The 25,859-nt window shown below is 58.2% G+C and carries 26 protein-coding genes and 2 tRNA genes; 13 read left to right on the plus strand and 15 right to left on the minus strand.

Features of this window, described 5'->3' with window-relative positions; genetic code table 11:
* Positions 1-12 precede the first annotated feature (12 nt).
* The 3 genes from ACN0WW_RS07080 to ACN0WW_RS07090 form a co-directional block, all read right to left on the minus strand.
* Positions 13-468: a YaiI/YqxD family protein gene (locus ACN0WW_RS07080; protein ID WP_417611113.1), complete on the minus strand. Its 456-nt coding sequence runs from the start codon at positions 466-468 to the stop codon at positions 13-15.
* Positions 469-488: 20 nt separating this feature from the next.
* Positions 489-2,462 carry a DEAD/DEAH box helicase gene (locus ACN0WW_RS07085; RefSeq protein ID WP_417610846.1) on the minus strand — a complete coding sequence of 658 codons (1,974 nt, stop codon included), beginning with the start codon at positions 2,460-2,462 and terminating at the stop codon, positions 489-491.
* Positions 2,463-2,562: 100 nt separating this feature from the next.
* Positions 2,563-3,747 carry an NAD(P)/FAD-dependent oxidoreductase gene (locus ACN0WW_RS07090; RefSeq protein WP_417610848.1) on the minus strand — a complete coding sequence of 395 codons (1,185 nt, stop codon included), beginning with the start codon at positions 3,745-3,747 and terminating at the stop codon, positions 2,563-2,565.
* 397 nt (positions 3,748-4,144) lie between these two features.
* Here ACN0WW_RS07090 and ACN0WW_RS07095 point away from each other — a divergent pair, with 397 nt between their 5' ends.
* Both ACN0WW_RS07095 and ACN0WW_RS07100 read left to right on the plus strand, forming a co-directional pair.
* Complete coding sequence (locus ACN0WW_RS07095) at positions 4,145-4,384, plus strand: hypothetical protein (RefSeq protein WP_417610850.1); 240 nt, start codon at positions 4,145-4,147, stop codon at positions 4,382-4,384.
* Positions 4,374-5,552, plus strand: coding sequence for an AI-2E family transporter (locus ACN0WW_RS07100; RefSeq protein ID WP_417610852.1), 1,179 nt, complete (start codon positions 4,374-4,376; stop codon positions 5,550-5,552). Before ACN0WW_RS07095 ends, ACN0WW_RS07100 begins: the two co-directional genes overlap by 11 nt.
* An 80-nt stretch (positions 5,553-5,632) precedes the next feature.
* On the opposite strand, the gene ACN0WW_RS07105 is transcribed toward ACN0WW_RS07100, so the two are convergent.
* A tRNA-Ala gene (locus ACN0WW_RS07105) sits at positions 5,633-5,708 on the minus strand.
* A 51-nt stretch (positions 5,709-5,759) separates the two neighbouring features.
* Complete coding sequence (locus ACN0WW_RS07110; protein WP_417610854.1) at positions 5,760-6,086, minus strand: TIGR02300 family protein; 327 nt, start codon at positions 6,084-6,086, stop codon at positions 5,760-5,762.
* 184 nt (positions 6,087-6,270) lie between these two features.
* Here ACN0WW_RS07110 and aroA point away from each other — a divergent pair, with 184 nt between their 5' ends.
* From aroA to ACN0WW_RS07145, 7 genes are all read left to right on the plus strand, one after another.
* A complete protein-coding gene (aroA, locus tag ACN0WW_RS07115) occupies positions 6,271-7,620 on the plus strand; it encodes a 3-phosphoshikimate 1-carboxyvinyltransferase (RefSeq protein WP_417610856.1) in 1,350 nt (449 codons plus the stop codon).
* Complete coding sequence (locus tag ACN0WW_RS07120) at positions 7,617-7,877, plus strand: CBU_0592 family membrane protein (RefSeq protein WP_417610858.1); 261 nt, start codon at positions 7,617-7,619, stop codon at positions 7,875-7,877. The genes aroA and ACN0WW_RS07120 overlap by 4 nt, the downstream gene beginning before the upstream one ends.
* The gene (locus ACN0WW_RS07125) at positions 7,874-8,518 is read left to right on the plus strand and encodes a (d)CMP kinase (RefSeq protein ID WP_417610860.1); all 645 of its coding nucleotides are present in this window, start codon (positions 7,874-7,876) and stop codon (positions 8,516-8,518) included. Before ACN0WW_RS07120 ends, ACN0WW_RS07125 begins: the two co-directional genes overlap by 4 nt.
* Before the next feature lie 207 nt (positions 8,519-8,725).
* Complete coding sequence (gene rpsA, locus ACN0WW_RS07130; protein WP_417610862.1) at positions 8,726-10,429, plus strand: 30S ribosomal protein S1; 1,704 nt, start codon at positions 8,726-8,728, stop codon at positions 10,427-10,429.
* Between the two features lie 223 nt (positions 10,430-10,652).
* Positions 10,653-10,934 (plus strand): integration host factor subunit beta, encoded by a 282-nt coding sequence (locus tag ACN0WW_RS07135; RefSeq protein ID WP_417610864.1) that lies wholly within the window; start codon positions 10,653-10,655, stop codon positions 10,932-10,934.
* A 98-nt stretch (positions 10,935-11,032) separates the two neighbouring features.
* A tRNA-Leu gene (locus tag ACN0WW_RS07140) sits at positions 11,033-11,119 on the plus strand.
* A 109-nt stretch (positions 11,120-11,228) separates the two neighbouring features.
* A complete protein-coding gene (locus tag ACN0WW_RS07145; RefSeq protein WP_417610866.1) occupies positions 11,229-11,702 on the plus strand; it encodes a TspO/MBR family protein in 474 nt (157 codons plus the stop codon).
* A 3-nt stretch (positions 11,703-11,705) separates the two neighbouring features.
* On the opposite strand, the gene ACN0WW_RS07150 is transcribed toward ACN0WW_RS07145, so the two are convergent.
* On the minus strand, positions 11,706-12,887 hold the full coding sequence (locus ACN0WW_RS07150) for an acyl-CoA dehydrogenase family protein (RefSeq protein ID WP_417610868.1): 1,182 nt from the start codon (positions 12,885-12,887) through the stop codon (positions 11,706-11,708).
* Between the two features lie 78 nt (positions 12,888-12,965).
* On the opposite strand from ACN0WW_RS07150, the gene ACN0WW_RS07155 reads away from it, so the two are divergent.
* The 3 genes from ACN0WW_RS07155 to ACN0WW_RS07165 are packed head-to-tail and all read left to right on the plus strand — an operon-like array spanning position 12,966 to position 16,442.
* Positions 12,966-14,507, plus strand: coding sequence for a peptide ABC transporter substrate-binding protein (locus tag ACN0WW_RS07155; protein WP_417610870.1), 1,542 nt, complete (start codon positions 12,966-12,968; stop codon positions 14,505-14,507).
* A complete protein-coding gene (locus ACN0WW_RS07160) occupies positions 14,507-15,991 on the plus strand; it encodes an ABC transporter substrate-binding protein (protein WP_417610872.1) in 1,485 nt (494 codons plus the stop codon). The genes ACN0WW_RS07155 and ACN0WW_RS07160 overlap by 1 nt, the downstream gene beginning before the upstream one ends.
* 28 nt (positions 15,992-16,019) lie before the next feature.
* Positions 16,020-16,442, plus strand: a complete 423-nt coding sequence (locus ACN0WW_RS07165; protein ID WP_417610874.1) for a DUF4112 domain-containing protein — start codon at positions 16,020-16,022, stop codon at positions 16,440-16,442.
* Positions 16,443-16,610: 168 nt separating this feature from the next.
* On the opposite strand, the gene ACN0WW_RS07170 is transcribed toward ACN0WW_RS07165, so the two are convergent.
* The 3 genes from ACN0WW_RS07170 to nadC all read right to left on the minus strand — a co-directional run bounded on the left by ACN0WW_RS07170 (position 16,611) and on the right by nadC (position 18,717).
* Complete coding sequence (locus ACN0WW_RS07170) at positions 16,611-17,312, minus strand: ribonuclease T2 family protein (RefSeq protein ID WP_417610876.1); 702 nt, start codon at positions 17,310-17,312, stop codon at positions 16,611-16,613.
* Positions 17,309-17,785 carry a hypothetical protein gene (locus ACN0WW_RS07175; protein ID WP_417610878.1) on the minus strand — a complete coding sequence of 159 codons (477 nt, stop codon included), beginning with the start codon at positions 17,783-17,785 and terminating at the stop codon, positions 17,309-17,311. Before ACN0WW_RS07175 ends, ACN0WW_RS07170 begins: the two co-directional genes overlap by 4 nt.
* 83 nt (positions 17,786-17,868) lie before the next feature.
* A complete protein-coding gene (nadC, locus tag ACN0WW_RS07180) occupies positions 17,869-18,717 on the minus strand; it encodes a carboxylating nicotinate-nucleotide diphosphorylase (protein ID WP_417610880.1) in 849 nt (282 codons plus the stop codon).
* Between the two features lie 162 nt (positions 18,718-18,879).
* Here nadC and ACN0WW_RS07185 point away from each other — a divergent pair, with 162 nt between their 5' ends.
* Entirely contained in the window at positions 18,880-19,245 is a 366-nt protein-coding gene (locus ACN0WW_RS07185; protein WP_417610882.1) for a GIY-YIG nuclease family protein, read from the plus strand.
* A 437-nt stretch (positions 19,246-19,682) separates the two neighbouring features.
* Here ACN0WW_RS07185 and nadA read toward each other — a convergent pair whose 3' ends face one another.
* The 6 genes from nadA to ACN0WW_RS07215 form a co-directional block, all read right to left on the minus strand.
* Positions 19,683-20,696 (minus strand): quinolinate synthase NadA, encoded by a 1,014-nt coding sequence (gene nadA / locus ACN0WW_RS07190; RefSeq protein WP_417610884.1) that lies wholly within the window; start codon positions 20,694-20,696, stop codon positions 19,683-19,685.
* 133 nt (positions 20,697-20,829) lie between these two features.
* Positions 20,830-21,900, minus strand: coding sequence for a Kelch repeat-containing protein (locus ACN0WW_RS07195; RefSeq protein WP_417610886.1), 1,071 nt, complete (start codon positions 21,898-21,900; stop codon positions 20,830-20,832).
* Positions 21,897-22,613 carry a DUF4230 domain-containing protein gene (locus tag ACN0WW_RS07200; protein WP_417610888.1) on the minus strand — a complete coding sequence of 239 codons (717 nt, stop codon included), beginning with the start codon at positions 22,611-22,613 and terminating at the stop codon, positions 21,897-21,899. Before ACN0WW_RS07200 ends, ACN0WW_RS07195 begins: the two co-directional genes overlap by 4 nt.
* Positions 22,610-23,482: an MBL fold metallo-hydrolase gene (locus tag ACN0WW_RS07205; protein WP_417610890.1), complete on the minus strand. Its 873-nt coding sequence runs from the start codon at positions 23,480-23,482 to the stop codon at positions 22,610-22,612. Before ACN0WW_RS07205 ends, ACN0WW_RS07200 begins: the two co-directional genes overlap by 4 nt.
* 99 nt (positions 23,483-23,581) lie before the next feature.
* Entirely contained in the window at positions 23,582-25,450 is a 1,869-nt protein-coding gene (locus tag ACN0WW_RS07210) for a M56 family metallopeptidase (RefSeq protein WP_417610892.1), read from the minus strand.
* A complete protein-coding gene (locus ACN0WW_RS07215) occupies positions 25,447-25,815 on the minus strand; it encodes a BlaI/MecI/CopY family transcriptional regulator (protein WP_417610894.1) in 369 nt (122 codons plus the stop codon). The genes ACN0WW_RS07210 and ACN0WW_RS07215 overlap by 4 nt, the downstream gene beginning before the upstream one ends.
* Between the last annotated feature and the right edge of the window lie 44 nt (positions 25,816-25,859).

Below are 25,859 nucleotides of genomic sequence, written 5' to 3' on the forward strand. Positions count from 1 at the left end.
CGAGCCGGATTGCTAACCCAGGCGTTTGAGGCGCACCAGAATTTCATCGAGAGACGACAGAAAACGGGAACGGTCCGCTTTGCTGAACGGCGGCGGCCCCCCGATATTCTCGGTCCCCATCCCGGCACGCAGATCAGCCATGATCGCGCGCGTTGCCACGGCTGCTCCGATAGAATCGGCGGTAAAGGGTTTGCCATTCGAAGCGAGCACCGCCGCACCCGCCTTCACGCACCGGTCCGCCAGCAAGATGTCAGATGTGACGACAACCGTTCTGACATCAGCCCGCTCGGCGATATAGTCATCGGCGGCATCAAAGGCATCGCTGACCACCACCCGCTTGATCAGCGGATGATCCGGCACCCGAAACGGACTGTTGCTGACAATCACAACCGCTACCGCATGGCGCTCCGCCACCCGGTAAATTTCATCCTTTACCGGGCAGGCGTCTGCATCAACAAATATCGTGATTGGCTCGGGCATCGTTGGAGTCAGCCGGCTTTGGGACCACCCTGTTTGGCTCCGTCAAAAGGACGCTTGCCGCGATGCGGCTTTTTGTTGCCGCCGGCAAAATTGCCTTTTTTGCCTGATTTGCGATCGCCCTTGAAATCCGATTTCTTTTTGAAGCCGTCGCCAGTTTCGCGCTTTGGTCCGCCGCCATCCGACGCGCCTTCGCCCTCTGGCTTGCGCTTCTGATAAGGCTTGCCGCCGCCAGACTTGTCACCGAATTTCTTGTCGCCAAACTTGTTCTTGCCGAACTTCTTGCCGCCAAATTTCTTGCTGGCATTGCTGTAATCGCGCTTGCCGGCGCCATTGTCACCGCGCCCGCTTTTGCGGTTGCGCTTGGCCTCATCGCGGGGCTTGCCTTCAAACTGGGTGATCGTGATATCGTCGGTATCATCCCCGCCGGACTCCCGCTTTTCGGCGATAGCAGCGGTGAATTTGTCGACTACGCGGCGCGGAATTTCGAACAGGGTATCGTCCCCGTTGATCCGGATCGCACCGATTTCATTCTTGGTGATATGACCACGGCGGCACAATACCGGCAACAGCCAGCGGGCATCGGCACGCTGGTTGTGGCCGACGTTCATCTTGAACCAGACGGTATCCTCAAAGCCGGGGCGCGGGCCCCCAGGCGCAGGTTGTGATTGCGCGCCGCGATCGAGCATCTGCTCCGGTGCCGGCATTTTTGCGCGATGCGACTGCACGAGCATGGCCGCGATTTCCTCTGGCGATTTTTCCGCCATCAGACGTTTCGCCAACGCCATATCGTCTTCGTCAATCTCGACCGGCTGCAGCAGCGTTTCGATCAGCCGCTCGGCATCATTCTTGCGAATGTCGGCGCGCGTCGGCGCATCCTTCCACTCGGCATTGATTTTCGCGCCGCGCAGCATCGATTCAACCCGCTTGCGCCGCTGATATGGCACGATGATAACCGCCGTACCCTTTTTGCCGGCACGCCCGGTCCGTCCGGACCGATGCTGCAAGGTCTCGGCATCGCGCGGCATGTCGACATGCACAACGAGGCTCAGGGTCGGCAGATCGAGGCCGCGGGCCGCAACGTCAGTTGCGACACAGACACGGGCCCGTTTGCTCCGCAGGGCCTGCATCGCCTGATTGCGCTCGCTCTGGGTATGCTCCCCGGACAGCGCCACTGCGCTGAACCCGCGGTCGACCAGACTGGCGTGCAGACGGCGCACCGCTTCGCGGGTCGCGCAGAACAGCATCGCTGATTCGGCTTCGTGAAAGCGTAGCAGATTGACCACAGCATTCTCGGTATCAGCCGGTGCGACGGTGATCGCCTGATAGGCAATGTCGCCATGGCCGCGATCTTCGCCAACCGTCGATATACGCAGCGCATCATTCTGGTAGCGCTTGGCAAGATTGATAATCGGTTTCGGTATGGTTGCCGAGAACAGCAAGGTCCGGCGCTGCTCTCCGGTCGCATCGAGAATTTCTTCAAGATCTTCGCGAAAGCCCATGTCGAGCATTTCGTCGGCTTCGTCGAGCACTGCTGCGCGAAGTTTTGACAGATCAAGCGCGCCGCGTTCCAGATGGTCGCGCAGCCGGCCCGGTGTGCCGACAATGACATGCGCGCCGCGCCGCAGCGTGCGCCGCTCTTTCGAAGCGTCCATCCCGCCGACGCAGGTTGCGATTTGCGCACCCGCAGGCTGATAGAGCCAGGTCAGCTCGCGACTCACCTGCAGGGCAAGTTCACGGGTTGGCGCGATGACAAGGGCCAGCGGTTCGACCAGAAACGGAAAGCGCCCGTTATCGTCCAGCAATTGCGGTGCCATAGCCAGGCCAAAGGCGACGGTCTTGCCGGACCCGGTCTGGGCGGACACGATAAGATCGCGGCCATCCGCTTCCGGTTCCAGCACGGCGGCCTGTACGGGCGTCGGCTTGTCATATTCGTGAGCCGCTAGCGCCTCGGCGAGAAGCGGGGATAATTTCGAGAAAGGCATAATGTTTAAATTCCGTGGCAAAAATGAAAAGCCGCGCGGAAATGCCAGTCGCCTGCGGTTTATTAAGAATATGTTGTTATTAAACGGTCTGTGCGGGGGGTCATATTGCCTTGCCGGCAGCATGGCCACTTGCCCAAGCCCATTGAAAATTATAGCCACCGAGCCAGCCGGTGACATCAACGGCTTCGCCAATAGCATAAAAACCGGGCACTTGCCTAGCTTCCATATTTTTCGATGATAATTCGGCCGTGCTAATGCCGCCCGCGGTAACTTCGGCCTTGGCAAAACCTTCCGTACCATTGGGCATGAAACGCCAATGGGAAAGCCGTCTCGCCGCTTCATCGAGCTTTTTATTGGTGAGATTTCCCAGCTCGCCGTCGAGCGCAATCCGTTCGATCAAGGTCTCCGTCAAGCGCGCTGGCAAATGGGCGTTGACCGCTTTTTTCAGCGAAAGCCTGGGGAACTGCTGCTTCGCCTCCGTCAGCCATTCGGCTCGCAAATCCGGCAAAAAATCGATTTCGACCGGTTGACCATGCTGCCAGTAAGAGGATATCTGCAGGATAGCAGGGCCTGACAAGCCCTTGTGGGTAAACAGGGCGGCTTCCCGAAATGCGGTCTTCCCGCAACGCGCGATCACCGGCGCTGATACGCCGGACAGAGAACGGAACAGGGTTTCTTCCCCGCCCAAGGTCAGCGGCACCAGGGCCGGCCTTGGCTCCACGATTTTCAACCCAAACTGGCGGGCCAGATCATAAGCGAATCCGGTCGCCCCCATTTTCGGAATAGACGGACCGCCAGTCGCGACCACGAGCGAAGGGGCAAAAGCCGTTTCTCCGCCATAGTCAACCCGGTAGCGGCCATCGCTATGGCTCACGCCGGTGATCGCCTTGCCGAGAGAGAGTTTGACCGCATCGGGCGGGCACTCATCCATCAGCATGGCGACAATCTGCCGGGCAGAGCCGTCGCAAAACAATTGCCCCAAGGTTTTTTCATGCCACTCGATACCGTAGCGATCGACCAGCGCGATAAAATCACTGGCGGTATATTGGCTCAGCGCCGATTTTGCGAAATGCCTGTTCTGCGACAAATAGCGATCCGGCGCGGTGCCAATATTGGTAAAATTGCAGCGCCCACCCCCGGAGATCAGGATTTTCTTGCCCGGTTCATCGGCATGATCGATCAGCAATATCTTGCGGCCGCGCTGTCCGGCTACGGCAGCGCACATCAGGCCAGCCCCGCCAGCGCCGAGAATGATCGCGTCATAATGAAAGGGTGGTTTGGGCATGAATATTCAAATCTCTATATCAGGGGCCGATTGAAGCGACAGCCGCTTTCGCCGAAACCGGCCTGCCCCTTCGAAGGTCGAGCGCTGACAAACACCCCGATTTTTTGGTCGCAAAGTCTGGCGAATGCCCGGATCAACACCCTCGTCGAATGCCAGACTGCAGGAGCAAGTTTTAGCAGCGGCGCCAAGCGTTTGCAACGCCGGCGAAATCGGCGGATTGCGGCATCCAGCGCCGGCAGCAGCCACGATGCCTCCCCTTCCGGCGACCATAATATTTTGGGCGGGTAGCGTGCGGTCTCCATTGCGCCGCCGCCCACACCCACTTGTCCGTTTGCAACCTTTGAGCGGCATCGGCGTTCTCAAATCAAACAAAGTTGAAAACGCTATGGAGCCGGAAATGATCAGCAGCCTTGCCTATGCAATCATCCTGATGGGATGCTCGGACGATATGACCGTTTGCAGGGATATTGTCCGGGATGATCACGCCTTTGTCAGTCTGCAAGAATGCGAAAAATCGCAGAACGAGGCGTTGCAGTCCGAAATTGCGCTGAAAATTGATTATCCAGTGGTAGCGACCAAATGCACCAGTGGCAGCTATCAATTCGCTCAGACGAACGCATCTCAAGTTGGCCAGTAAAAACGACCTGGCGGCCGCCGACGCCGCAGCGCCTTCGCCAAAGATCCGGCGCGGGCGTGCCAGAGTAACCGACAAACGCTTATTCTCAACCGCGATATTCCTGATGGCGCTGGGCCTGTTCATGGCCTTGCCATTCGTTCTGTCGGCGGGGGCTGTATTTTTTCGCCCGCTGTTTGCCTCAATAGTGATCATGCTGCTGCTGTTGCCATTGGCCAATATTTTGACGAAGCTCGGCATACCGAATACGATTTCTTCCTTTCTTTCCGTGCTCGCATTTCTTGTGCTTGTAGCCCTCGGATTCATGATCATCCTGCAGCCTGCTCTGGAGCTCGCCCAGAGATTTCCGGATATTACCAATATCTTGCAGGAGCGAATGATCGATATCCGGCAGTTCACCGCCTCGGTATCGCAAATGGGCAAGGAATTCTCCTCGACCATCGGCGAATCCCAGGGTCAGCAGGTGGTGGTCGCAACTCCGACAGTGATGGAAGAGGCGGCCTATGCCACCCCGGCGGTTCTCGTCGAATTTTTGCTGATCATATTGATGTCCTATTTCATGCTGGAATCCCGCCTGCGCTTCAAACGAACCATATTGCAGAAACGGTCAAACCTCGCCACCAGACTGAAGGCTGCGCGCACGGGACGCAGCATCACCGAGGATTTGTCGCGATATATCGGTGCCGTCACCGCGATCAATGTCGCAGTCGGCGTGGTGGTCGCCTTTGGTGCCTGGGCGATGGATATCGAGTCGCCGATGATGTGGGGCGGGCTCGCTGCTATCCTGAACTTCATTCCCTATCTCGGGCCGATGTTGATGGCGGTGCTACTCTTTGGGTTCGGCGCCGCATCGTCAGGCGATCTGGCCGGCGGACTGGCACCAACGGCTGCCTATATCGCGCTGCAGGTGGTCGAGGCGAATCTGATCACACCCACCATTCTGGGGCGCCGGTTTGCCATGAACCCGGTCGTTATCCTGCTGGCGATCAGTTATTTCACCTGGATCTGGGGATTGGCCGGGGCGCTGATAGCCGTGCCGATGCTGATCGTCGGCAAAGCGCTTGTCGACCAACTGGGCAGCCCCAATATTCTCGGATTCATTCTGGGCGAACCCTTGTTCGAATCGCCCGCTCAGCCAACCGACCAGACTCAAGGCGGGCAGCCGCAATAGCGGAGCACAGCGCAGATCGGCGCCGTTGACCGGTTGTCCGACCAGAAATGAGAGAGAGTTTTGCCGGGAGAATAAGGAATTGGTGGAGCCTAGCGGGATCGAACCGCTGACCTCTTCGCTGCCAGCGAAGCGCTCTCCCAGCTGAGCTAAGGCCCCATCAGAGGAGCGCCCTTTAATCCAGAGGCGCTCCCAAATGCAAATCAAAAATCAAGTATCGTCAGGCTCGTCATCGCCCTTGCCTTTGCTGACGCCCAGATCATCGTCGCCGCCCAGATCAACTTCGTTGTCCGGCGATGGATCATCATCATCGATATTGATGTCCAAATCATCATCATCGACGCTGTCCTCTTCCTTCTTCGCGTCCTTTTTAGGCGCCGCTTCGAAAGGCGTCGGCTGCTTGGATTTCAGAACGGCTTCCGGGACGAAGGTTTCCCCGCATTCAACACAGGTCGCAGGGTCTTCTTTGCCCAGATCGTAAAAGCGCGTTCCACATTTCGGGCATGTGCGTTTTGTGCCCCATTCCGGTTTAACCATGGCTGGTGTCCAAATCCTGTCTAAAATCAATTCGTTTATAGGTAAGTCTGCTATGCGGCGATTCAAGCTTTGGTTAAATCAGCCGCGAAATCCGGCGCGCCTTGCCATAGCTTTGCAGCGCTGTCAAAAGCCGTTTCATATTCCTGCACGAATCATTCGTGCGTTCCGCTAACAAAGCTCTGACATGACAAGCACCACTCCACAGCCCGCGACGTTCAAGCCGTCCGGCCCGCTCGGCGGCAAAATATCCGTCCCCGGCGACAAGTCTATTTCCCACCGGGCGCTGATATTTTCCGCCCTGGCCGTTGGCAAAAGCCGTATCACTGGCCTGCTCGAAGGCGAGGACGTCCTCGCGACCGCCGACGCGCTACGTTCAATGGGCGCGAAAATCGAGAAAAAGGACGACGTCTGGACCGTCCACGGCGTCGGCGTTGGCGGACTGATGCAGCCGGCTAATGCCATCGAATTGGGCAACAGCGGTACTTCGACGCGCTTGCTCATGGGCCTGATCGCGTCCCACCCGATCAGCGCGACCTTCACGGGCGATGCCAGCCTGTCCAAACGACCGATGGGCCGCGTGATCGAGCCTCTCTCTCAAATGGGGGCAGACATCACCGCTCGTGAGACTGCCGATCAACAGTCCTGCTTGCCGCTAACCGTCCGAGGTCTTTGCCCGGCTATCCCTATCGAATATCGACTGCCGGTGGCGTCCGCTCAGGTCAAATCGGCGATTCTGCTGGCGGGCCTCAACACGCCCGGCATCACCCGGATCATCGAACCGGTGATGACGCGTGATCACAGCGAGACCATGCTGAAGGGTTTTGGCGCAGATATTTCTGTAGAAACCGATACCGACGGCAGCAGGATCATTTCGCTGACTGGCGAAGCCGAACTCCAGCCCCAAAAGATCAAGGTGCCGGGCGACCCGTCCTCCGCTGCATTTCCGGTGGTTGCCGCATTGATTGTGCCGGGATCCGACATCATCATCGAAAATGTCGGAATCAATCCCACCCGCGCCGGCCTGTTTGAAGTTTTGCAGAATATGGGCGGCGACATCAGCTTCAAGAAGAAGCGCGTTGTGGGCGGCGAGCCTGTCGCCGATCTCCATGTCAAGCATAGCCAACTCTCCGGCATTGACGTGCCCGCCGACGTTGCACCGAGCATGATTGACGAGTTCCCGATATTGTTTGTCGCTGCGGCTGCGGCAAACGGCGAAACCACGACCTGCGGCTTGCATGAATTGCGGGTGAAGGAATCCGACCGGCTCTCGCAAATGGCCAAAGGTCTTTCAGATCTTGGCGTCGAACTGACAGAAAAAGACGATGGCCTTGTCATCCAGGGCAGCGGCGGCAAATTGCTTTCCGGCGGTCGCGCAAAACCAGTAATCGAAACGGCTCTCGATCACCGGATTGCGATGAGCTTCGCGATCGCAGGATTGATGACAAAATCCGGCCTTTCGATCGACGATATTCGACCGGTCGAAACCAGCTTCCCCGGATTCGATGCCCTAGTGAAGAGCCTGACAGACTCATGATCGACGGGTTTGCCGCCAATGTGATCGGGCTCTGCGGAAGCGCGCTGATCGTCTTTGCTTATGCCTATAATGTCTACGCAAGGGCGGTTAATCCGTTCGTCTATAACGGCACCAATCTGCTCGGTGCGCTGCTGCTCGCCATCTCGCTGATGGTGCATTTCAATCTCGCTTCCCTGTTGCTCGAATTCGTATGGATCATCATTGCGGTCGGGGGGCTGATAAAGGCCTGGCGAGCCCGAGCGGAGGCCCGGCCATGATTATCGCCGTCGATGGGCCGACCGCTTCGGGCAAAGGCACGATTTCCAAGCGACTGGCCAAACATTTTGGCCTGCCCTTCCTGGATACCGGCCTGCTCTACCGCGCAGTCGGCTGGACCGTCCACCAACGAGGAGGCAATGCGGACAATTCTGCAGACGCCCTCGCCGCCTGTGCTTTTGACGACGATCTGCTCGACAACCCGGAACTGCGCAGCGAAGCCGTCGGCGGCCTCGCCAGCCGGGTCTCGGTCCATCCGGAAGTGCGGCAGGCTCTGGACAAACGCCAGAAAGACTTTGCGGGCCAACCCGGTGGCGCCGTGCTCGACGGCCGCGATATCGGCACCGTCATCGCCCCCGACGCCGACGCCAAGCTGTTCGTGACAGCGTCCTCGAATGCGCGGGCGGTCCGGCGGTTCGAGGAGATGAAGCGGCGCGGTGAGCAGGTCGATTTCGACGACATTCTGACGGACATCTTGCGGCGTGACGACCGCGACCAAAATCGCGCTGCCGCCCCGCTCAAGCCCGCCGCAGATGCAGACTTGCTAGATACCACCAATTTGACTATAGACGCCGCCATTCAACAGGCGATCGCCTTGGTGAATGCGAAGACAAGCGGCCGGCGCGACAAAGATCCGGCATAGCAGGCAAATGATACGCTAGACGGGCTGGAGCGAAACCGGCGCGGCTTTGGCGTAGTTTTTTGTGTTTGTGTTTAGTCTTGCATCCACCAAAAAACGCGGTTTTCTGTCGGATGCGGTAGTCACATGGGGTGGCTGCGGCAATTTTGGTCCAAGACCGGCGGAACCAACCGCCTGGCCAGAAAAATTGACTATCAAGGATTGAACCATATGGCCTCAACGGCATTTCCAACCCGCGACGATTTCGCGGCAATGTTAAACGAATCACTCGGTGGCGAAGACGAAGGCTTTGAAGGCCGCGTTGTCAAAGGCACCGTAACCGGCATCGAAAATGACATGGCTGTCATCGATGTAGGATTGAAATCAGAAGGCCGAGTAGCGCTGCGCGAATTTGCCGCTCCCGGTCAAAAAGCCGACATCTCCATCGGTGACGAAGTCGAAGTCTATGTCGACCGCATCGAAAATGTGAATGGCGAGGCCATGCTGTCCCGCGACCGCGCCCGCCGCGAAGCAAGCTGGGACAAGCTGGAAAAAGAATATGACGACGGCAATCGCGTCGAAGGTGTTATCTTCGGTCGCGTCAAGGGTGGCTTCACCGTTGACCTTGACGGCGCCGTAGCCTTCCTGCCCGGCAGCCAGGTCGATGTCCGCCCCGTGCGCGACGTGACTCCGCTGATGGACATTCCCCAGCCTTTCCAGATTCTCAAAATGGATCGCAAGCGCGGCAATATCGTTGTCTCGCGTCGCGCCATTCTTGAAGAAACCCGTGCCGAACAGCGTTCCGGCCTCATCGAGAGCCTGGCCGAAGGTCAGGTCACCGAAGGCGTGGTCAAGAACATCACCGACTATGGTGCGTTTGTCGACCTCGGCGGCATCGACGGTCTGCTGCATGTTACCGATCTCAGCTACAAGCGGGTCAACCACCCGAACGAGATGATCAACATCGGCGACACGCTGAAAGTCCAGATCATCAAGATCAACAAGGACACCCAGCGGATCTCGCTCGGCATGAAGCAGCTCGAAAGCGATCCATGGGACAGCGCGAGCGAAAAATATGCGGTTGGCACCAAGCTTACCGGTTCGGTCACCAACATCACCGAATATGGCGCATTTGTCGAACTGGAACCAGGCATCGAAGGCCTTGTCCACGTTTCGGAAATGAGCTGGACCAAGAAGAACGTTCACCCCGGCAAGATCGTTTCGACCTCGCAGGAAGTGGAAGTCATCGTTCTCGAAGTCGATACCGAGAAGCGCCGTATTTCGCTCGGCCTCAAACAGGCCCAGTCCAACCCATGGACCGACTTTGCGGATACGCATCCGATCGGCAGCACGGTTGAAGGCGAAGTCAAGAACGCGACCGAATTCGGTCTCTTCATCGGCCTTGAAGGCGACGTCGACGGCATGGTTCACATGTCCGACATCGCATGGGGCATTTCCGGCGAAGATGCGCTCAACCTTCACCACAAGGGTGAGCAGGTCAAAGCAATCGTTCTCGACATCGATGTCGAAAAGGAACGCATCTCGCTTGGCATGAAACAGCTGGAAAAAGGTGCACCTGCTATGGGTGGTGCCGATACCGGCGGCCTCAAGAAGGGTTCGGTTGCGACCGTTACCGTTCTCGAAGTGCGCGATGGCGGCCTCGAAGTCCAGATGGGCGACGATGGCGCGACCGGCTTCATCAAACGCAGCGATCTGGGCCGCGACCGCGACGAGCAACGTCCGGACCGCTTCCAGGTTGGTCAGAAGCTTGATGCGATGATCACCGGCTTTGACCGTTCCAAGAAACCGAATTTCTCGATCAAGGCCCATCAGCTGGCTGAAGAGAAGCAGGCTGTGGAACAGTTCGGTTCGACCGATTCCGGTGCAAGCCTTGGCGACATTCTCGGTGCGGCACTGAAAAAGAAGGAAGAATAGTCCTTCAACCGCGACAGCGAATTGCGAAAAAGCCCATCCCTTCACCGGGTGGGCTTTTTCTTTGCCTGTCTAATTCACACCATTTTTACCTTTCTGCCACGATGATTGAAAATGGATGCAATTTCTGTCATCTAGTAGAGCTGTAGATTAGCTGACCCAACGATTCTTGGAATCTGAATCGGCAGAATCTGCTGGATCGCCAAACAATCGGAAAGGCGCGCCGATGATACGTTCTGAACTATTAGAAAAACTCGCGGAAGAGAATCCGGATTTGAAGCCGGATGAAATCGAAAAAATCGTCGATCTGTTTTTCAACCAGATTAGCCAGAAGCTGGCCGAAGGCGGCCGGGTGGAATTGCGGGGATTCGGAGCCTTTTCCACGCGCCAACGGAAACCGCGCATCGGTCGCAATCCGCGGACCGGGGAGTCAGTCGAGGTTCCCGCCAAAAGAGTGCCTTATTTCAAGCCCGGCAAAGAGATCCGCGAGCGGCTCAACGAGAATTGAATAGCCACCGTTTACCGATTTAATTTGCCTACGCACTTGACCGCAGGCTCGCAATAATGCTTGTCGCTAGGCTCCGACCGAAGGTTGGATCTACCGGTGCGGACGTGGCGAAATGGTAGACGCAGCAGACTTAAAATCTGCTATCCGAAATGGGTGTGCGGGTTCGAGTCCCGCCGTCCGCACCAGTTTTACGCGCTCTTCGATAACGATGCGATTGATTCGGCTGCCAAATGCTCTAGAATCGGCACATCGCGACCGGCGACAATAGCGCCCACTCCATCTGCAAGGCATCCCATGCTCAACTCGCCTATCATCGCAGCCATAGCCTGGGCCGTCATTCTCGGAGGTGTCGGAGGCCTGCTTACGGATATTGGTTCGTGGTACAGGGATCTCCAGAAACCCAGCTGGCAGCCACCGGACTGGCTGTTCGGGCCCGCGTGGACGATCATCCTCGGCCTTGCCGCCTGGGCTGCGGTTCTCTCCTGGAACCAGGCCGATAGCGCAGGTGAACAGACGATGATCATCTGGGTTTACGCAGCCAACTTCCTGTTCCACCTGCTCTGGTCGCCCTTGTTTTTCAAATATAAGCGGCCGGACTGGGCGCTGGTCGAAGTTGTCTTCCTCTGGTTATCGGTCGTCGCCATGCTGTATATCACATGGAGTCTGGAGCCGCTCGCTGGCCTGATGATCCTGCCCTACATCCTGTGGGTATCCTTCGCGGCTGTTCTCAATGCGAAGATCGTCCAGTTGAACCGTCCTTTCGGCTGACCGTTACAACATCGCCATATCGACCGGCTGATCCAGCAGGACGCGGCCCGCCAGTTCAAAAACCGCCGGTGCTGTGGCGATGTGCTGGGTCGCGACATGGGCATCGCGGAAACGGCGTTGCAGCCCATTGTCCGAATATACCGCAGCACCGCCGCCCAGTGTAAAGGCCGTCTTGCAGACATCCGCCGCCGTTTCGGTGCCATGAGCACAGGCAAGCCTCAGATTAGCCCGGCTCTTCGCAGAGATTGCGTCATTCCCCTGTGCTTCCTCCCAGCATCGCTTAATGGCATTTTCGAGATAGCCGAACGCCGCTTCCAGTTGCGCCGTGGACCGTGCCAATTCGACCTGAACCGTTGCCCGCTGTGCCATTGAGCGACCACCGCCGGGAGTCTTCTTGTGGATCGTGATGGTTCTGATCTCTTCCAGCGCCACTCGAGCATTGCCGAGAGCAACCGACGACACACCCAGTGCGAGCAGCCCGAACAATGGAAATTTGTACAGCGCTGCTGGATTGCGGGGCTGGTCGCCGACGAAGGAAACGCTGCGATCCTTCGGAACCTTCAACGCCTCAACCGAAAAATCTCCCGATCCCGTACCCTTCAAACCCGCGACATGCCAGCTGTCGATGAAGGAGACCTCTTTGGCCGGGAAAAACAGCATCCGGTGATAGGGCGCGCCATTGTCGAATTTCTGCAATTCACCGTCTTTGAATATCATCGCGCCGCCGCCCAGCCAGGAACAATTGGCCGAACCGGATCCCCATTGCCACTGGCCGCTGAGCAGATAATGGTCGCCTTTGTCCTCAGCCTTTCCCATCGGCGCAAAAACACCGCCGGTGATAACATCGTCCGGCCCCCATATTTCGCGCGCGGCCGGTTCCGGCAGATAGGCAGCTCCCAATGTGGAGGTTACAGCGATCATTACGCACCAGCCCGCACTGGCATCTGCCTCGGCAACCGTCGCGACAATTTTCATAAAGTCGAGTGGTGCAAGCTCAAGTCCGCCAAGCGTTGCGGGCTTCGACAGATTGAAAGCACCGGCGGCCGCGAGTTTTGCAGCGAGATCGGCCGGCAATCGCCGCGCCTTTTCGGTTTCTTCTGCCCGTGCGGCAATTTCCGGCAGCAGAGCAAGAATGGCAGGGCCGACCTCACCGATTGTGGAAATATCATATTGCAAACCGGTCATGCGGCCATTCTCCTCATCCAGGCGGACAGCATAAGAGTTCCGCTTTGTCGAGCCAGCAAAAACATCTAGACAGCCCTCATGCGTTATCTCGCTTTTCTCTCCATGATCATGATGCTGATCTCGTGCGGCACGGGACCGTCGGTAGACACAGCACCCGGCCCCGATCAGATCGTCCGCTTGTCCGACTCGGAAATCAAGGGCCTCGATCCGCAGAAAATCTCTGATCTTTCGTCGCTGCGGGTGGCCGCCGACCAGTTCGAGGGGCTGACTCGCCTCGATGCCGAGGGCCTGGCGGAGCCGGGATTGGCCAAGAGCTGGACGATCGCCCCGGACGGGCTGCGCTGGACCTTCCTGCTGCGCGACAACCTGCAATTTTCCGACGGCACCGCCATTGATGCCACGCTTTTCCCCGCCCTTTTGCAACGGTTGCGCGCCCCGGAAACGGCAGCAGCGGCAACCGCTCTGTTCGGCAATATCAAGACCTTGGAAGCGGCCGACAAAGACAGGGTGATCATCACCCTCACCGCCCCCGACCCGTCCCTGCCCGCCTTGCTCGCGCATCCCGCAATGGCGGCTATTCCGCTGCACCGAATCCAGGCAGCGGGCGATAAATGGACGTCCGACCGTCCGATGATCACCAGTGGGCCCTATTCATTGTCCGAGTGGAAGCTCAACGACCACGCGCGGCTGGAGCGCAATCCGGTCTGGCACGATGGCCAGGCGCCGACGGCTGCAATCATCTGGAAGCCGATGGAAGATAGCCTGTCCGCTCTCCGGCTGTTCCTGTCCGGCGGCGCCGATGTCGCGTCAGATTATCCGGACAGCCGGCATCAATGGCTCAAGCAGAACCACCCTGCCGTAGCGCACAGCGTCCCCTATCTCGGCAGCTATTATTTCGCCTTCAACACACGGAAGCCGCCGTTTGACGACCGCAGGGTCAGGATGGCGCTGTCGATGGCAGTGGAGCGCGAGTGGATCGCTGACGAGGTGATTGGGGTCGGCAATATTCCGGCCTGGAGCCTGTTGCCGCCCGGTCTCAGCGGATCGACGCCGGTGCGCCCCTCCTGGGCCGACTGGCCGCGCGCCAAGCGTTTGCAAGGCGCCCGTACCCTGCTGACAGAGGCGGGCTATGGTCCAGACCGGCCATTGCGGTTCGAAATCCGGTTCAACAGTTCGGCTGAACATCGCCGGGTTTCGGTGGCGATGGCCGCGATGTGGAAACCGCTCGGAGTGGAAGCCACTTTGTTCAATAGCGAAGCGGCCCTGCATTTTGCGGCGCTCCGCCGACACGAATTTGCGCTCGCCCGGTCGGGCTGGATTGCCGATCTGCCAACGCCGGAAAATTTTCTGCTGGTGCATCAGCAGGCCAATGGTGCGGGCAATTATTCCGGCTACAGCAATCCGGCCTATGACCGCATTCTGGCGCGGGCCATCGCCGAGCCCGATCCGCTGAAACGGCAGAAATTGATGCGCAGGGCAGAGGCGGAACTGATCGCCGACATGCCGATCCTGCCGCTCTATTTTTATGTAACACGCAGTCTGGTGGCAGAGCGGATTGCCGGATGGGAAGATAATATTTCCAATGTGCATCCCAGCCGCACCTTGCGTATAAGGCAGTGATGATTTTCCGCACAAGATTCTCGCTCAATTGTATCACGGCTGCACTGGCTGCGAGCCTGCTTGCAGGCTGCGGCTTTGCGGGGAATGAGGATCAGGTGCGAGTCACCGCGGTCGAAGACGGCGATGCGCGGATCAACCCGGTTGGCACCCGCCTCAATTTTGCCTCTTCCACGATGCGCGCGGCAATCGCCAAAGGTCTGGTCGGACTGGATGAGGAAGGCCGGGTCGTCCCTGCCCTTGCCGCCCGATGGATCGTAACCGATGACGGGCTGAGTTATATTTTCCGGCTCTTCGATACGAAATGGGATGACGGCCGGGAAATCACGGCCGAGCGGGTCGCACGGTTGTTGCGTGAGCGCTTTTCCGAGCTGCGGAACAGCCGTTTGCGCTACGACGTAACGGCGGTCGATGAGGTTGTGTCGATGACCGGCCGCGTCATTGAGATCAGATTGAACGCACCGCACCCGAATTTTCTGCAGCTGCTGGCTCAGCCCGAAATGGGCCTTTTCAGGGCCGGTCACGGCGCTGGCCCGATGCGCCTGCTGAGCGAAGAGAATGGCATCAAACTGGGTCAGTTCGATCAATCTTCGGAGGATGACGCAGAAACGCAGGAGGAGGACGATCGCTGGGTTTCCTTGCGCGCCGAGCGCGCGGCCAGTGCCATCGCCCGTTATCGATCAGGCGCGGTGCAGGTCGTCCTGAACGGCAGATATCACGACCTGCCGCTGGTCGATGCAGCAGACATCAGCAGCGGCGATTTGCGGCTGGATCCAGTTGCCGGGCTGTTCGGGTTGCGGTTCATCCGGGCCGACGGGTTTTGGGCGGTACCGGCGAACCGGGAAATCCTGGCGATGGCAATCAACCGCCCGGCCCTGCTTACCTCCTTTCCCAAAGTCAGCGCCTGGCAGAGCCGTCTCAAAATCATCCCGGAAGCGCTCGACGTCGAAGGGATCAACAGCTATCCCGACTGGGCGAGCATGACGATGCAGGACCGCATCGCCTTTGCAAAAAACCATGTCAGCAAGTGGAAAGCGGCGGAGGGATCGGTGGTCCCGTTGACCATCGCCCTCGCCGATGCGCCCGGGGCCCGTATCCTGTTCAAGCGTATCCAGTCAGATCTCAGAAGGGTGGGGCTGGATGCAAGGAGCGTGGGAAACAGCGACGAAGCCGATGTAGAGCTGATCGACGAGATCGCTCCCTATGACAGCGCCCCATGGTTTTTGAAGCAGTTCACCTGCACCAAGACCGATGTTTGCCTGAACGATGCGGACGCCAAAATCGCAGAGGCCGATGCCGCCACCAACCTGCAGATCAAGGCGCGCCTCTACGCCGAAGTCGAAAAGATGCTGGTCGCTCACTATAATTTTATCCCGATCGCAGTACCGATCCGCTGGTCGATTGCCAGGCCGGGCCAGCGCGGCTTTGCCGTCAATGCGCGCGGATGGCATCCATTGAACGCCTTGGTCGGCATCCCCATATCCTGACTGTATGAATATTGGACAGGGAGGTCCCATGGCCATTTCCGAAGAACAGTTAAAGCGCCTCGCCGAACAATTGCCCGATGTCAGTCGCGATCCGCAAGCGGTTCGGGCCCGTGTGGAGGCGATGGAAAAAGTGCTGGAACGCGCCTTTGTCATTCCCGGTATCAACCGGCCGATCGGTCTCGATTCGATCGTTGGACTGGTCCCTGTGGTCGGCGATTTCGTCACGGCGCTGATGGGCGCCTATATTGTCTGGGAGGCCCGCAATCTCGGCATGTCAAAGCTGCAACTCACCCGTATGGCGGCCAATGTCGGCATCGACACTGCGCTCGGCGCGATCCCGTTCGCCGGCGACGTGTTCGACTTTTTCTGGCGCTCGAACACCAAGAATCTGAAGATCATCCGCAAGCATCTCGACAAGCATCATCCCGGAACGCGGACGATCGACGGCTAGCGTTTTGTGGTCCTGCGCAGGCAGGAGCCCATCTCCTGTCATGGCGTTTTCCGACCAAAGGCAATTTGGTTCGCTGACCGCTAGATATCGCGCACAAGCACCATTTGCTTGAGACGGGTTTGCACGAGATGGGCCCCTGCCTGCGCAGGGGCACAGGATAGCGCTCCACTAACCCCCACGCCAGATCTTTACCGGCTCATCCTCTTGCACCGCCCGCATATAGACCGGGCAGCGCTGCGGCCGGAAACTCTGCCCCAGACACAAGCGCACCTCCTGCAGCCAGCCGCGGGCATTGACCTTCAGCCGCACCATATCCGGCGTCACCCCGTCATTGGCCGCCGCAAAGGCGTTGCGGAACTGGCCGGTGGTCAGCGGTTTGCGCGACAGCCGGTCCATATCCGGAAAGCGCACCGCATCGAACATGATCCGCGACACCCGGAAATAGGTTTCCGGCCGCTTGGTCATGCAGGTCCCGTGCTTCGCCCATTCATGCGCCATCATCTTCGTGCTCGGCATCATGCAGAAATTGCGCTTCACGACCGCAGGCGGCAGCGGCTTCGTCGATGCGCACCATTGCGGATAGCCGGGCCCGCGGGTTTCCGGCCAAAGACCGTGCAGGATGAAGGCAAAACTGCCATCGTCTCCACTACATTGTGTCTTGTCGCGCGGGCTGTCCTTGCGGAGTCGGCAAAATTCGGGAGACCAGCTGAGCGCCAGCGTATAGCCAGTAACCGGTTTGGCGCGGCGGGGTTCGGAACCGGGTTTGCGTTCGGCGGGAGCGCTCAGGCCGGATGGTGGGCTACATTGGTAGGATTGGGCTTGAGCGAGTGTCGGCGCGGTAACCAAAATAGAAACCCAGATAAACTTCACTCGAAAACATCCCCCAAATGGTCTTCGTCATTGACGACCCGGCCCTTGGACTCAAACCAAATTCTCGAAGGGTTCAAAAAGAGGCAAATTGCCGCACCTATAGACAGAATATTGATAACGCAGCCCAAGGTGAGTTCAGCCAAGGATATTTCTGGCATATTATCTCCAAAAAGTTGGAGTTCAAAAGCAGAGATTATCACAAACAATCCATAAAGGCCGGCTGCTATGAAAGCGAGAACCGCATATATCCACTTGAAAATATTATTGGCCCGGCGAGCTATTAAATACCAGAACAAAGCCACTAACCCTAAATAAATAATTTCTATCCAAATAGAGCCGATGCTTGTCTCATCAAAAATTCGATCTCCCAAATAACTGGCAAATACCGAACTCCAGTAAAACCAGTCAAACCAGATTATTGATCGGGGTCGATTCTTCGCCATATCTGGATCAGTCCCCACCTTCTTCGTCATGCACAACTTGTTTCAGCATTCATGGTGCCTCTGCTGGCGCCCAGCAAATGGCTGCGCCATGGACCCTGAAACAACGAGCATCGTTAAACCTGCTCAAAATCCAGCCCGATATCGGCCGCCGGTGCCGACTGCGTCAAACGCCCGACCGAAATACAATCGACCCCGGTTTCCGCCTTGTCGCGGATCGTCTCCAACGTCACCCCGCCGCTCGCTTCAGTTTTCACCCGTCCCCCAATCAGCGTCACCGCGCCGCGCAAGGTCGCCGGCTCCATATTGTCGAGCAGCACATGCGTGGCCCCCGCCGCCAGCGCCGGTTCGATCTGGTCGATCCGGTCGACTTCGCAGATGATATTCTCGACGCCCGCATCACGCGCCCGGCGGACCGCTTCGCCGACAGAACCGGCAACCGCAACATGGTTATCCTTGATCATCGCCGCGTCCCACAGGCCCATGCGATGATTCTGTGCCCCGCCCATCCGCGTCGCGTATTTCTCCAGCACTCGCAGCCCCGGAATGGTCTTGCGCGTATCGAGCAGAGTGCAGCCGGTGCCCTTGATCCGGTCGACATAGGCGCGGGTCATGCTGGCAATGCCGGTCAGATGCTGGACGGTGTTGAGCGCGCTGCGCTCGGCGGTCAGCATCGCGCGGCCTTTGCCCTTCAGGCGCATGATATCAGCGCCAGCCTCGACCACTTCGCCTTCCGCAACCAGGATTTCAATCTCCACATCGGTATCGAGATGGCGGAAAAAGGCCTCGGCAATCGGCAGCCCGGCGATCACCGCATCATGGCGGCTGTCCATCACCCCGGAGAATATCGCCTCGGCGGGGATCACCGCCTCCGAAGTGACATCGCGACCGGTTGGGCCGAGGTCCTCGGCGAGAGTGGCAGCGACGAAAGCGTCGAGATCGAAGCGGTCAAGGGAGAATGTCATGACAACGGACCTAACCCAATCGACCGTCTGGCGAAAGCGGGAATATGCCTTCTCCCTGACGCGAGAACTGCGCTACAGAATTCCGAACGCCCTCATCCAACTGCGCCTAATCCTGCGGATAAGGCTACGTGTCCTTCTCCCTCACGGGAGAAGGTCAAACAATTGTCCGAAAGTGATAATCCGTCCCATCGCTTTGTCATTCCCGCGAAGGCGGGAACCCAGTTAGAACAGGCCATGCCTCAACGCTATCATGTCTATATTCTCGCCAGCAAGCGCAACGGAACTCTCTACATCGGCGTCACCAACAGTCTCGCTGCCCGCATCATCGCGCATCGAAACGGCAAGGGTTCAGAGTTTACCAGGAAATATCAGGTGACACGGCTGGTCCTTATCGAACCGTTCGCCGATGTACGAGACGCCATCGCCCGTGAAAAGGCGCTCAAGAAATGGAACCGAGGATGGAAATTGCGGCTGATCGAGGAAAGCAATCCGGACTGGGACGATCTGTTTGACACTCTCAACGGATGATCAGCCCGGAAGAGAGCGCCAACTGGATCCCCGCCTGCGCGGGGATGACAAGAGAGTTTCATTCACAAAAAGTTATGTCATTCCCGCGAAGGCGGGAACCCAGTTTACGCAAACTATACCCAGTAAGCTTCTCGTTCCAAATCGACCGCTGATTGGCCCGAACTATCCTCAGCTTGATCAAACCAACAATAACCCCCGCTACGGCGTCTCGGAAATTTATCGACCTGCTTTATATCCTTAAGGTCAATTCACGTCTTTGCACTATTGAGAGCAGCAACAGAATGAGTCTTTCTGAATTCAACCCTTATCTAGTCGACGACTTTTAGCTCTGCGCGTTTCGCATCCAAGGCTTGGATAAATCTAGTGGTATAGAAACCGTAAAGCCCATCATTCATGGGAATATTGACCCCCTGAATCATGACCTTAAACTTTGGCAACTACCCCTCATGCGCCAAATCAGTCGGCCCCAGATCCCCCTGCCCGACCGTCGCGCTCGCCATTTCCATCATCTTGTCGATCGACTTGCGCGCCTGCAGCCGCAGCTCTTCGTCCATCTCGATGCGCGGTTCCAGATCGCGCAGCGCCACGTAGAGCTTCTCCATCGTGTTCAGCGCCATATACGGGCAGATATTGCAGTTGCAGTTGCCGTCCGCGCCGGGGGCGCCGATGAAATTCTTTTCGGGCAACGCTTTTTCCATCTGGTGGATGATATGCGGTTCGGTGGCGATGATGATCGTGTCGCCTTCAAATTCCTTGGCGAATTTCAGGATCGCGCTGGTCGACCCGACCATGTCGGCGTGATCGAGAATATAGGCGGGGCATTCCGGATGCGCCGCTACCGGCGCGCCGGGGTGCTGGGCCTGAAGCTTGAGCAGTTCGGTCTCGCTGAACGCTTCGTGGACGATGCAGACACCGGGCCACAGCAGCATGTCGCGGCCGGATTTCTTCGACACATAGGCGCCGAGATGCTTGTCGGGGCCGAAGATGATCTTCTGGTCGAGCGGGATTTGCGACAGAATATGTTCCGCCGAAGAGCTGGTGACGATGATGTCGCTCAGCGCCTTCACCGCAGCCGAGCAGTTGATATAGGTCACCGCGATATGGTCGGGATGCTCGTCGCGGAACGCCTTGAACTTGTCGGGCGGGCAGCTGTCTTCCAGGGAACAACCGGCATCCATATCCGGCAATATAACAATCTTCTCTGGCGACAGGATCTTGGCGGTTTCGGCCATGAATCGTACACCGCAGAAGGCGATCACATCGGCATCGGTTTCCGCCGCCTTGCGCGACAATTCGAGACTGTCGCCGACAAAATCGGCAATATCCTGAATTTCCGGCTTCTGGTAATAATGGGCGAGAATGATCGCGTTGCGTTCCTTGCGCAGCTTGTTGATTTCCTCGACAATATCGACCCCGGCCAAGCTGCCACCAATTCCACCACGTGCGTCCATTTTAAAATTCCAATTCCTTTTGCCGTTCGTGCTGATCCTGCCGAAGCATGCTCAAGCTGCCCTTTCACAAGCTCAGGGCAAACGGAGTTTTTGATTCCCGGCGAGTTTAGAGCAAGTTACCGCCCAATGGAAATCAATTGCTGATCCGGAACTTGACAATCCGGTCGGTCACATTCTGCCCGGCATCCATCCCGCCCAAAATATAATAGTCCTGGCCGGCGCGGGCGAGGCCGCGATGGTCCATACTCGGTTCGGCCAGCCGCCCCAGTTCCTGCCAGCTGTCGCTTTTCAGGTCATAGGCGAAAAAGCCGCCCGACGGACTGGCCGGCACGCCATCATAGCCGATGCCGTCGTAATTATAGGGATTGTCACCGCCGCCCGCGAAAATGATCCGCTGTCCCGCCTCGTCGCCCACGGACGCCATCCGGTATTTCGCGGAACCGGCATGGGCATCCACTCCGCGCCATGTGATCTGCGTTGGATTCTCCGGATCAATATCACCGCGCCAGGTCAGTTTCGCGGGTACAAATTTGCGCTTGCCGTCGGCAAAAACCGTCGCGACCCCGTCGCTGACGATGATGCTGTTGCCCGCTATCCCGCCCGCATGGCCAAATACCGGCGTGCCGGGGAAAGGGGTCGCCTCGGTCCAGGTCCCGGTCTGTGTGTCGAACATCTGCACAATGCTGACATTGCCTTCGTCGTGCCAGCCGGAAATCACATAGATAAACCGGTTCTGGTAAGGCAAAACAAGCGCATCATCGACCGGTGTCGGCATATCGGCCTTTTGCACATAGCGCCCGGTTGCCGGATCAAAGGCGAAGACGTCCGGCGTCGAGACCTCATCGCCATCGGGCGCAACCGTATAGCCCCCGAAAATATAGATTTTACCGCCGACATTGACCGCCGCGCTGGCCAGCCGGCCTTCGGGGACCGGAACAGAAGCAATAATCTTGCAGGTTTCGGTTGCAATCACGCAGGCATAGGTGGCGTTGCTGGTGTCTTTCCAGCTCTTGCCGGCTTTGAGACCGTTGAAACTGTACAGGGTTGGCCCGTCGGGGCCATCGGCGACAGCCACTGCGTTATTGCTGATGGGCTCCGGCAGAGTGAAACTGGCGGTCTGTGACAGCGGCTCCGGCGTCGGACTGCGCTCGCACCCGGTTAGCGTCAGCAGCGCTGCCGCCATGGCGAAAACATGCACCCTCATTGCGCTTCTTCCCTCTTTTTCTGCTGTTCGGCCAGTACCTCCCGGATCGGCCGCGAATAGTCCCACCGCTCCTTGTAACGGCTGCGCTCATAGGGGAAGAAAGCGTCAATTTTGGCCTCCACGCCAGCCGCCTGCAGCGGCACCGCGAAATTGTGCCGCACCGCGCGCCGCGCTGCTTCTCGTGCCAGCCGGATTTGCACCGGATTTTGCGCTTGCCGCGCCAGTTCCTCGACGCCTTTTTTGCGGTTCGCCTTTTCGAGCACATTCTCGGCATCGGTTAGCGCCATCAGCAGGCCGCCGTCGTCATAGGTCTGGATCTGGTCGATATGCACCTCCGGCCTGGCTATCTCGATCGCCGGAATTTCGACATAGAGCGTATCGTCGCGCGCGTCCCAGCGCACCTTGTCCGCGTCGAGCTTGGCCATATCCAGTTCGTAGCGAACGCTTCCGGGCATGATCAGGGTCTTGCGCGCCGACAGGCCAAGCTTGGTCAGCGTGGTGGTGACCGTGGCATTGTAGCTCGCCGAAAATACCGTCAGCCGGTTCTGCTCCTGCATATGGTTCAGACTGGCATTGGCGATCGAGACCGGGTCGGGACTGACACTGCTCTCAACGCGCGCAAACAGCATCCATGCCAGCACGATGATCAGGATCAGAAATCCGCCGATGATGGCAAAGGGCAGCCAGACGCGCCAGGACCAACGACTGTTCACGGCAGGCTGCTCCAGAGCTCCCCGGACCGTTCCACCAGACCGCGATCCAGCAAGTCGAGCAGATGGGCGCGCACTGACTGACCGGCAGCGCCTTTCAGCCGCGGATCCAGACCCTTATACATCTGCGGCACCATGTCGACGATGGCGGCAGGACCACTTTGCAACAGCTTCATAATCTGGCGCTCGCGCTGTTTTCGGTGCCCCATCATACCGCGCACCAACTGGCGGGGGTTGCTGACCTTCTTGCCATGGGCGGGATAATAGATTTTATCCTCGCGCTCATATAGCTTCTGCAGGCTCGCCATATAATCGGCCATATTGCCATCGGGCGGCACGATCACACTGGTCGACCAGGCCATGACATGGTCGCCGGTGAACATGGCGCCGGATTCCTGAACCGCCAGGCATAAGTGATTGGACGTATGCCCCGGGGTCGCCACCGCTTCGATGGTCCAGCCATCACCCGCCACCGTTTCGCCGTCGGCAAGAATTCGATCCGGTCTGTACAGCCGATCAAAACTCTCATCGGCCCGCGGGCCGTCCGCTTCCAGGACCAGCGGCGCGCAGCCAATGATCGGAGCGCCGGTTTGAGCCGCCAGCGGGGCTGCGGCGGGGCTGTGATCACGATGGGTGTGCGTGCACATGATCGCGCGGATATCCGCCTCGCCAACCGCCGCCAGTATCGCCTCGATATGCGCTTCGTCCGCAGGTCCGGGGTCGATGACTGTCCGATCTGACCGGTTGCCGACGATATAAGTCTGCGTGCCGGTATAGGTATAGGGACTGGGATTGCCCGCGAGCACGCGTCCGACGAGCGGCTCCATCTGTTCGCACAGACCGGTGGGATATAGCGAAGGGTCAAAGTCCATGGGTCTGATGTGGCATATTTAGCCCATAAAACAACCATGAAAAAGGGCGATCCGTGAAACGAACCGCCCTTGGCCATTTTTGTACGTGACCGGTTCAGCTCAGGTCATCGACAGCTGTGCCTTTACTTTTGCGATGCTGCGATCGAATTCCTTGAGCTTCCGGGCGCGATCCGCTTGGCTGTCCTTGCATTTCGCCGCTTCGATGCGGCCTTTTTCCAAGTCCGCCAATGCTGCCTTAAGCACAGCCGTCTTGTCCACCTTAACTGTAAAGCCGCCGCAACCGGCAACAACCGCCCACGCCTGGCCGGTGAGGCTGTCTGTGCCTGCCATGGCAATTTGCTTGTTCATCGCCGTGCAGTCAGGGCCGCTGATCTTGCCGCTGGTAGTGTATGAAATGGAAGTCATTCGTGCGGCCGAGTTGCTACTATTGCTTCTGCTACTGCTACGCGCTTCCCTTGCCGCTTCCCGGGCCTCGCGCTGGGCTTCACGGGCATCTTGCAGAGCTTCCCGCCGTGCTTCGCGAGCGTCTTGCGTTGCCTCCCGTTGCGCCTCACGAGCATCATTCCAGGCTTCAATTTTGGCTTCGCGCGCTTCCTGCTGAGATTCCACCACTTCCTGGCGGGCCTCCCTCAGTTCCTGCTGCATTTCCTGCTCAACCTGCGCCCAATCCCGGTCGATTTCGCTCATGATCGATTGCTGCTGTTGCCGGTCCATTTCGCCTTCGCGCAACGCCTTTTCTGCCTCGAGCCGCGACCGTTCGGCTTCCGCCACCATTTTACGGATTTCCTTTTCGCTCAACTGCTTGTTCGTACGCAACACGATGGTCCTGCCATTATGTTTTATCCGATGGACATAATCGTCCGCAGGGTCATAATTTTTACGACCGTTGAGCATCGTGATATTGGTGACGTCATCTGCGTCAGGAGCCACCGGCGCAAGAGGAGCCAAAGGAGCCGCCGGCGGCACGGGCGCAGTGGGTGCCGACGGTGCGTCAGGTATCATCATGTCCACCGGCTCCACTGGATCCACCGCTTCCGCATAGGTAACCGTGGCAGTCAATGGCAGCGCCGTGATCGTGCCAATCGCGACCATTCCTGCACCCAATCGGCTGCGGAACGTCGACTTTTCGGCCTGGCCCAGCATTTTCAAACGACCCTTGATCTTGTCTTTCTGATTGAGCGGACTGGCCAGACCCAGCCGGTGACCGGACGCCGACTTGGCAATGGTCCGGCCATAGACTGCCCGCACGTCCCGCCCGCTTTGCGCCAGCACCCTGGCATCACAGGCCGTTTCCTGATCTTGCCGGAATGCGATCCAGGCAAACCAGGCCACCGGGTTGAACCAGTGCAGGGACAATATCGTCAAGCCGACAAAATTGGCGGCCAGATCGCCTGAATCATGGTGCGCGATCTCATGTTCCAGCGCCAGTTCGCGCTCCCGCGGCGCATAGTCGCGGAAGAAATTGGTGGGAACCGCGATATATTTCTCGAACAGGCCAAAAGCGAGCGGCCCACCAACTGCGGCGGTTTCCAGAATCTTGATATTATCATGCCGGCCAATCAGATGGCCATCAGCGACGATATCTTCCCGGAATTGCAGATAGGACGCCAGTTTGCTGATAAACAGCAAGCCTGCACCACCAAGCCACAGAATCAGCGCAATCATCATCCAGTCCAGCGAAGCCAGCGCGGCAAATGCGCTGGACTGGGCCGGAACCGACGCGACCAGCTCGGAACCTGCCGCCGTCGGCACAGTCGGTACAAAAGCAATCGCAGGCCCAACTTCCGCAGGCGCCTCGAGCGTCAGCGTCGGCATGAACAGGCGCGCCAATGGTAAAATCCAGAGCAGATAGGCAATACGGGCACCGAAAAAATGGCTAACCGGTTTACGGATTGCAAGCACCAGCAGCATCAGCAGCGTCATCGAAAGCATGGTGTCCCAAATCCAGTCGTTCAATTCCCCAGTCATTTTTTCAACTCCCTCAATAACTCCTCGATTTCCCGGATATCATCGGCGCTCAGCTCATCGGCCTCGGCCAGATGAGCGACCAATGGCGTGACTTTCCCCCCGAAAAGCCGATCTACAAAATTTCGTGATACGCCGGCGAGATAGCTATCCCGCTCAACCAGCGGCGAATAGAGAAAGCGACGCCCGTCGCGCTCGGTACCGACAACCGCTTTCGCCGCCAGCCGGGACAGCAGTGTCTTGACCGTCTGTAGCGACCAGTCCTTCTCGTGAGCGACCTGATCCGCCACTTCGGTTGCAGTCATCGGAGCGCGTTTCCAGAGGACTTCCATAACCGCATGTTCGGCATCGCTAATGCGCTCGGTCATGATGTTTTTCCCCTGTTGATATGTGTCAGTGACTACATGCGTAG

It is taken from the genome of Parasphingorhabdus sp., from assembly GCF_048269865.1.
Classification (GTDB): domain Bacteria; phylum Pseudomonadota; class Alphaproteobacteria; order Sphingomonadales; family Sphingomonadaceae; genus Parasphingorhabdus.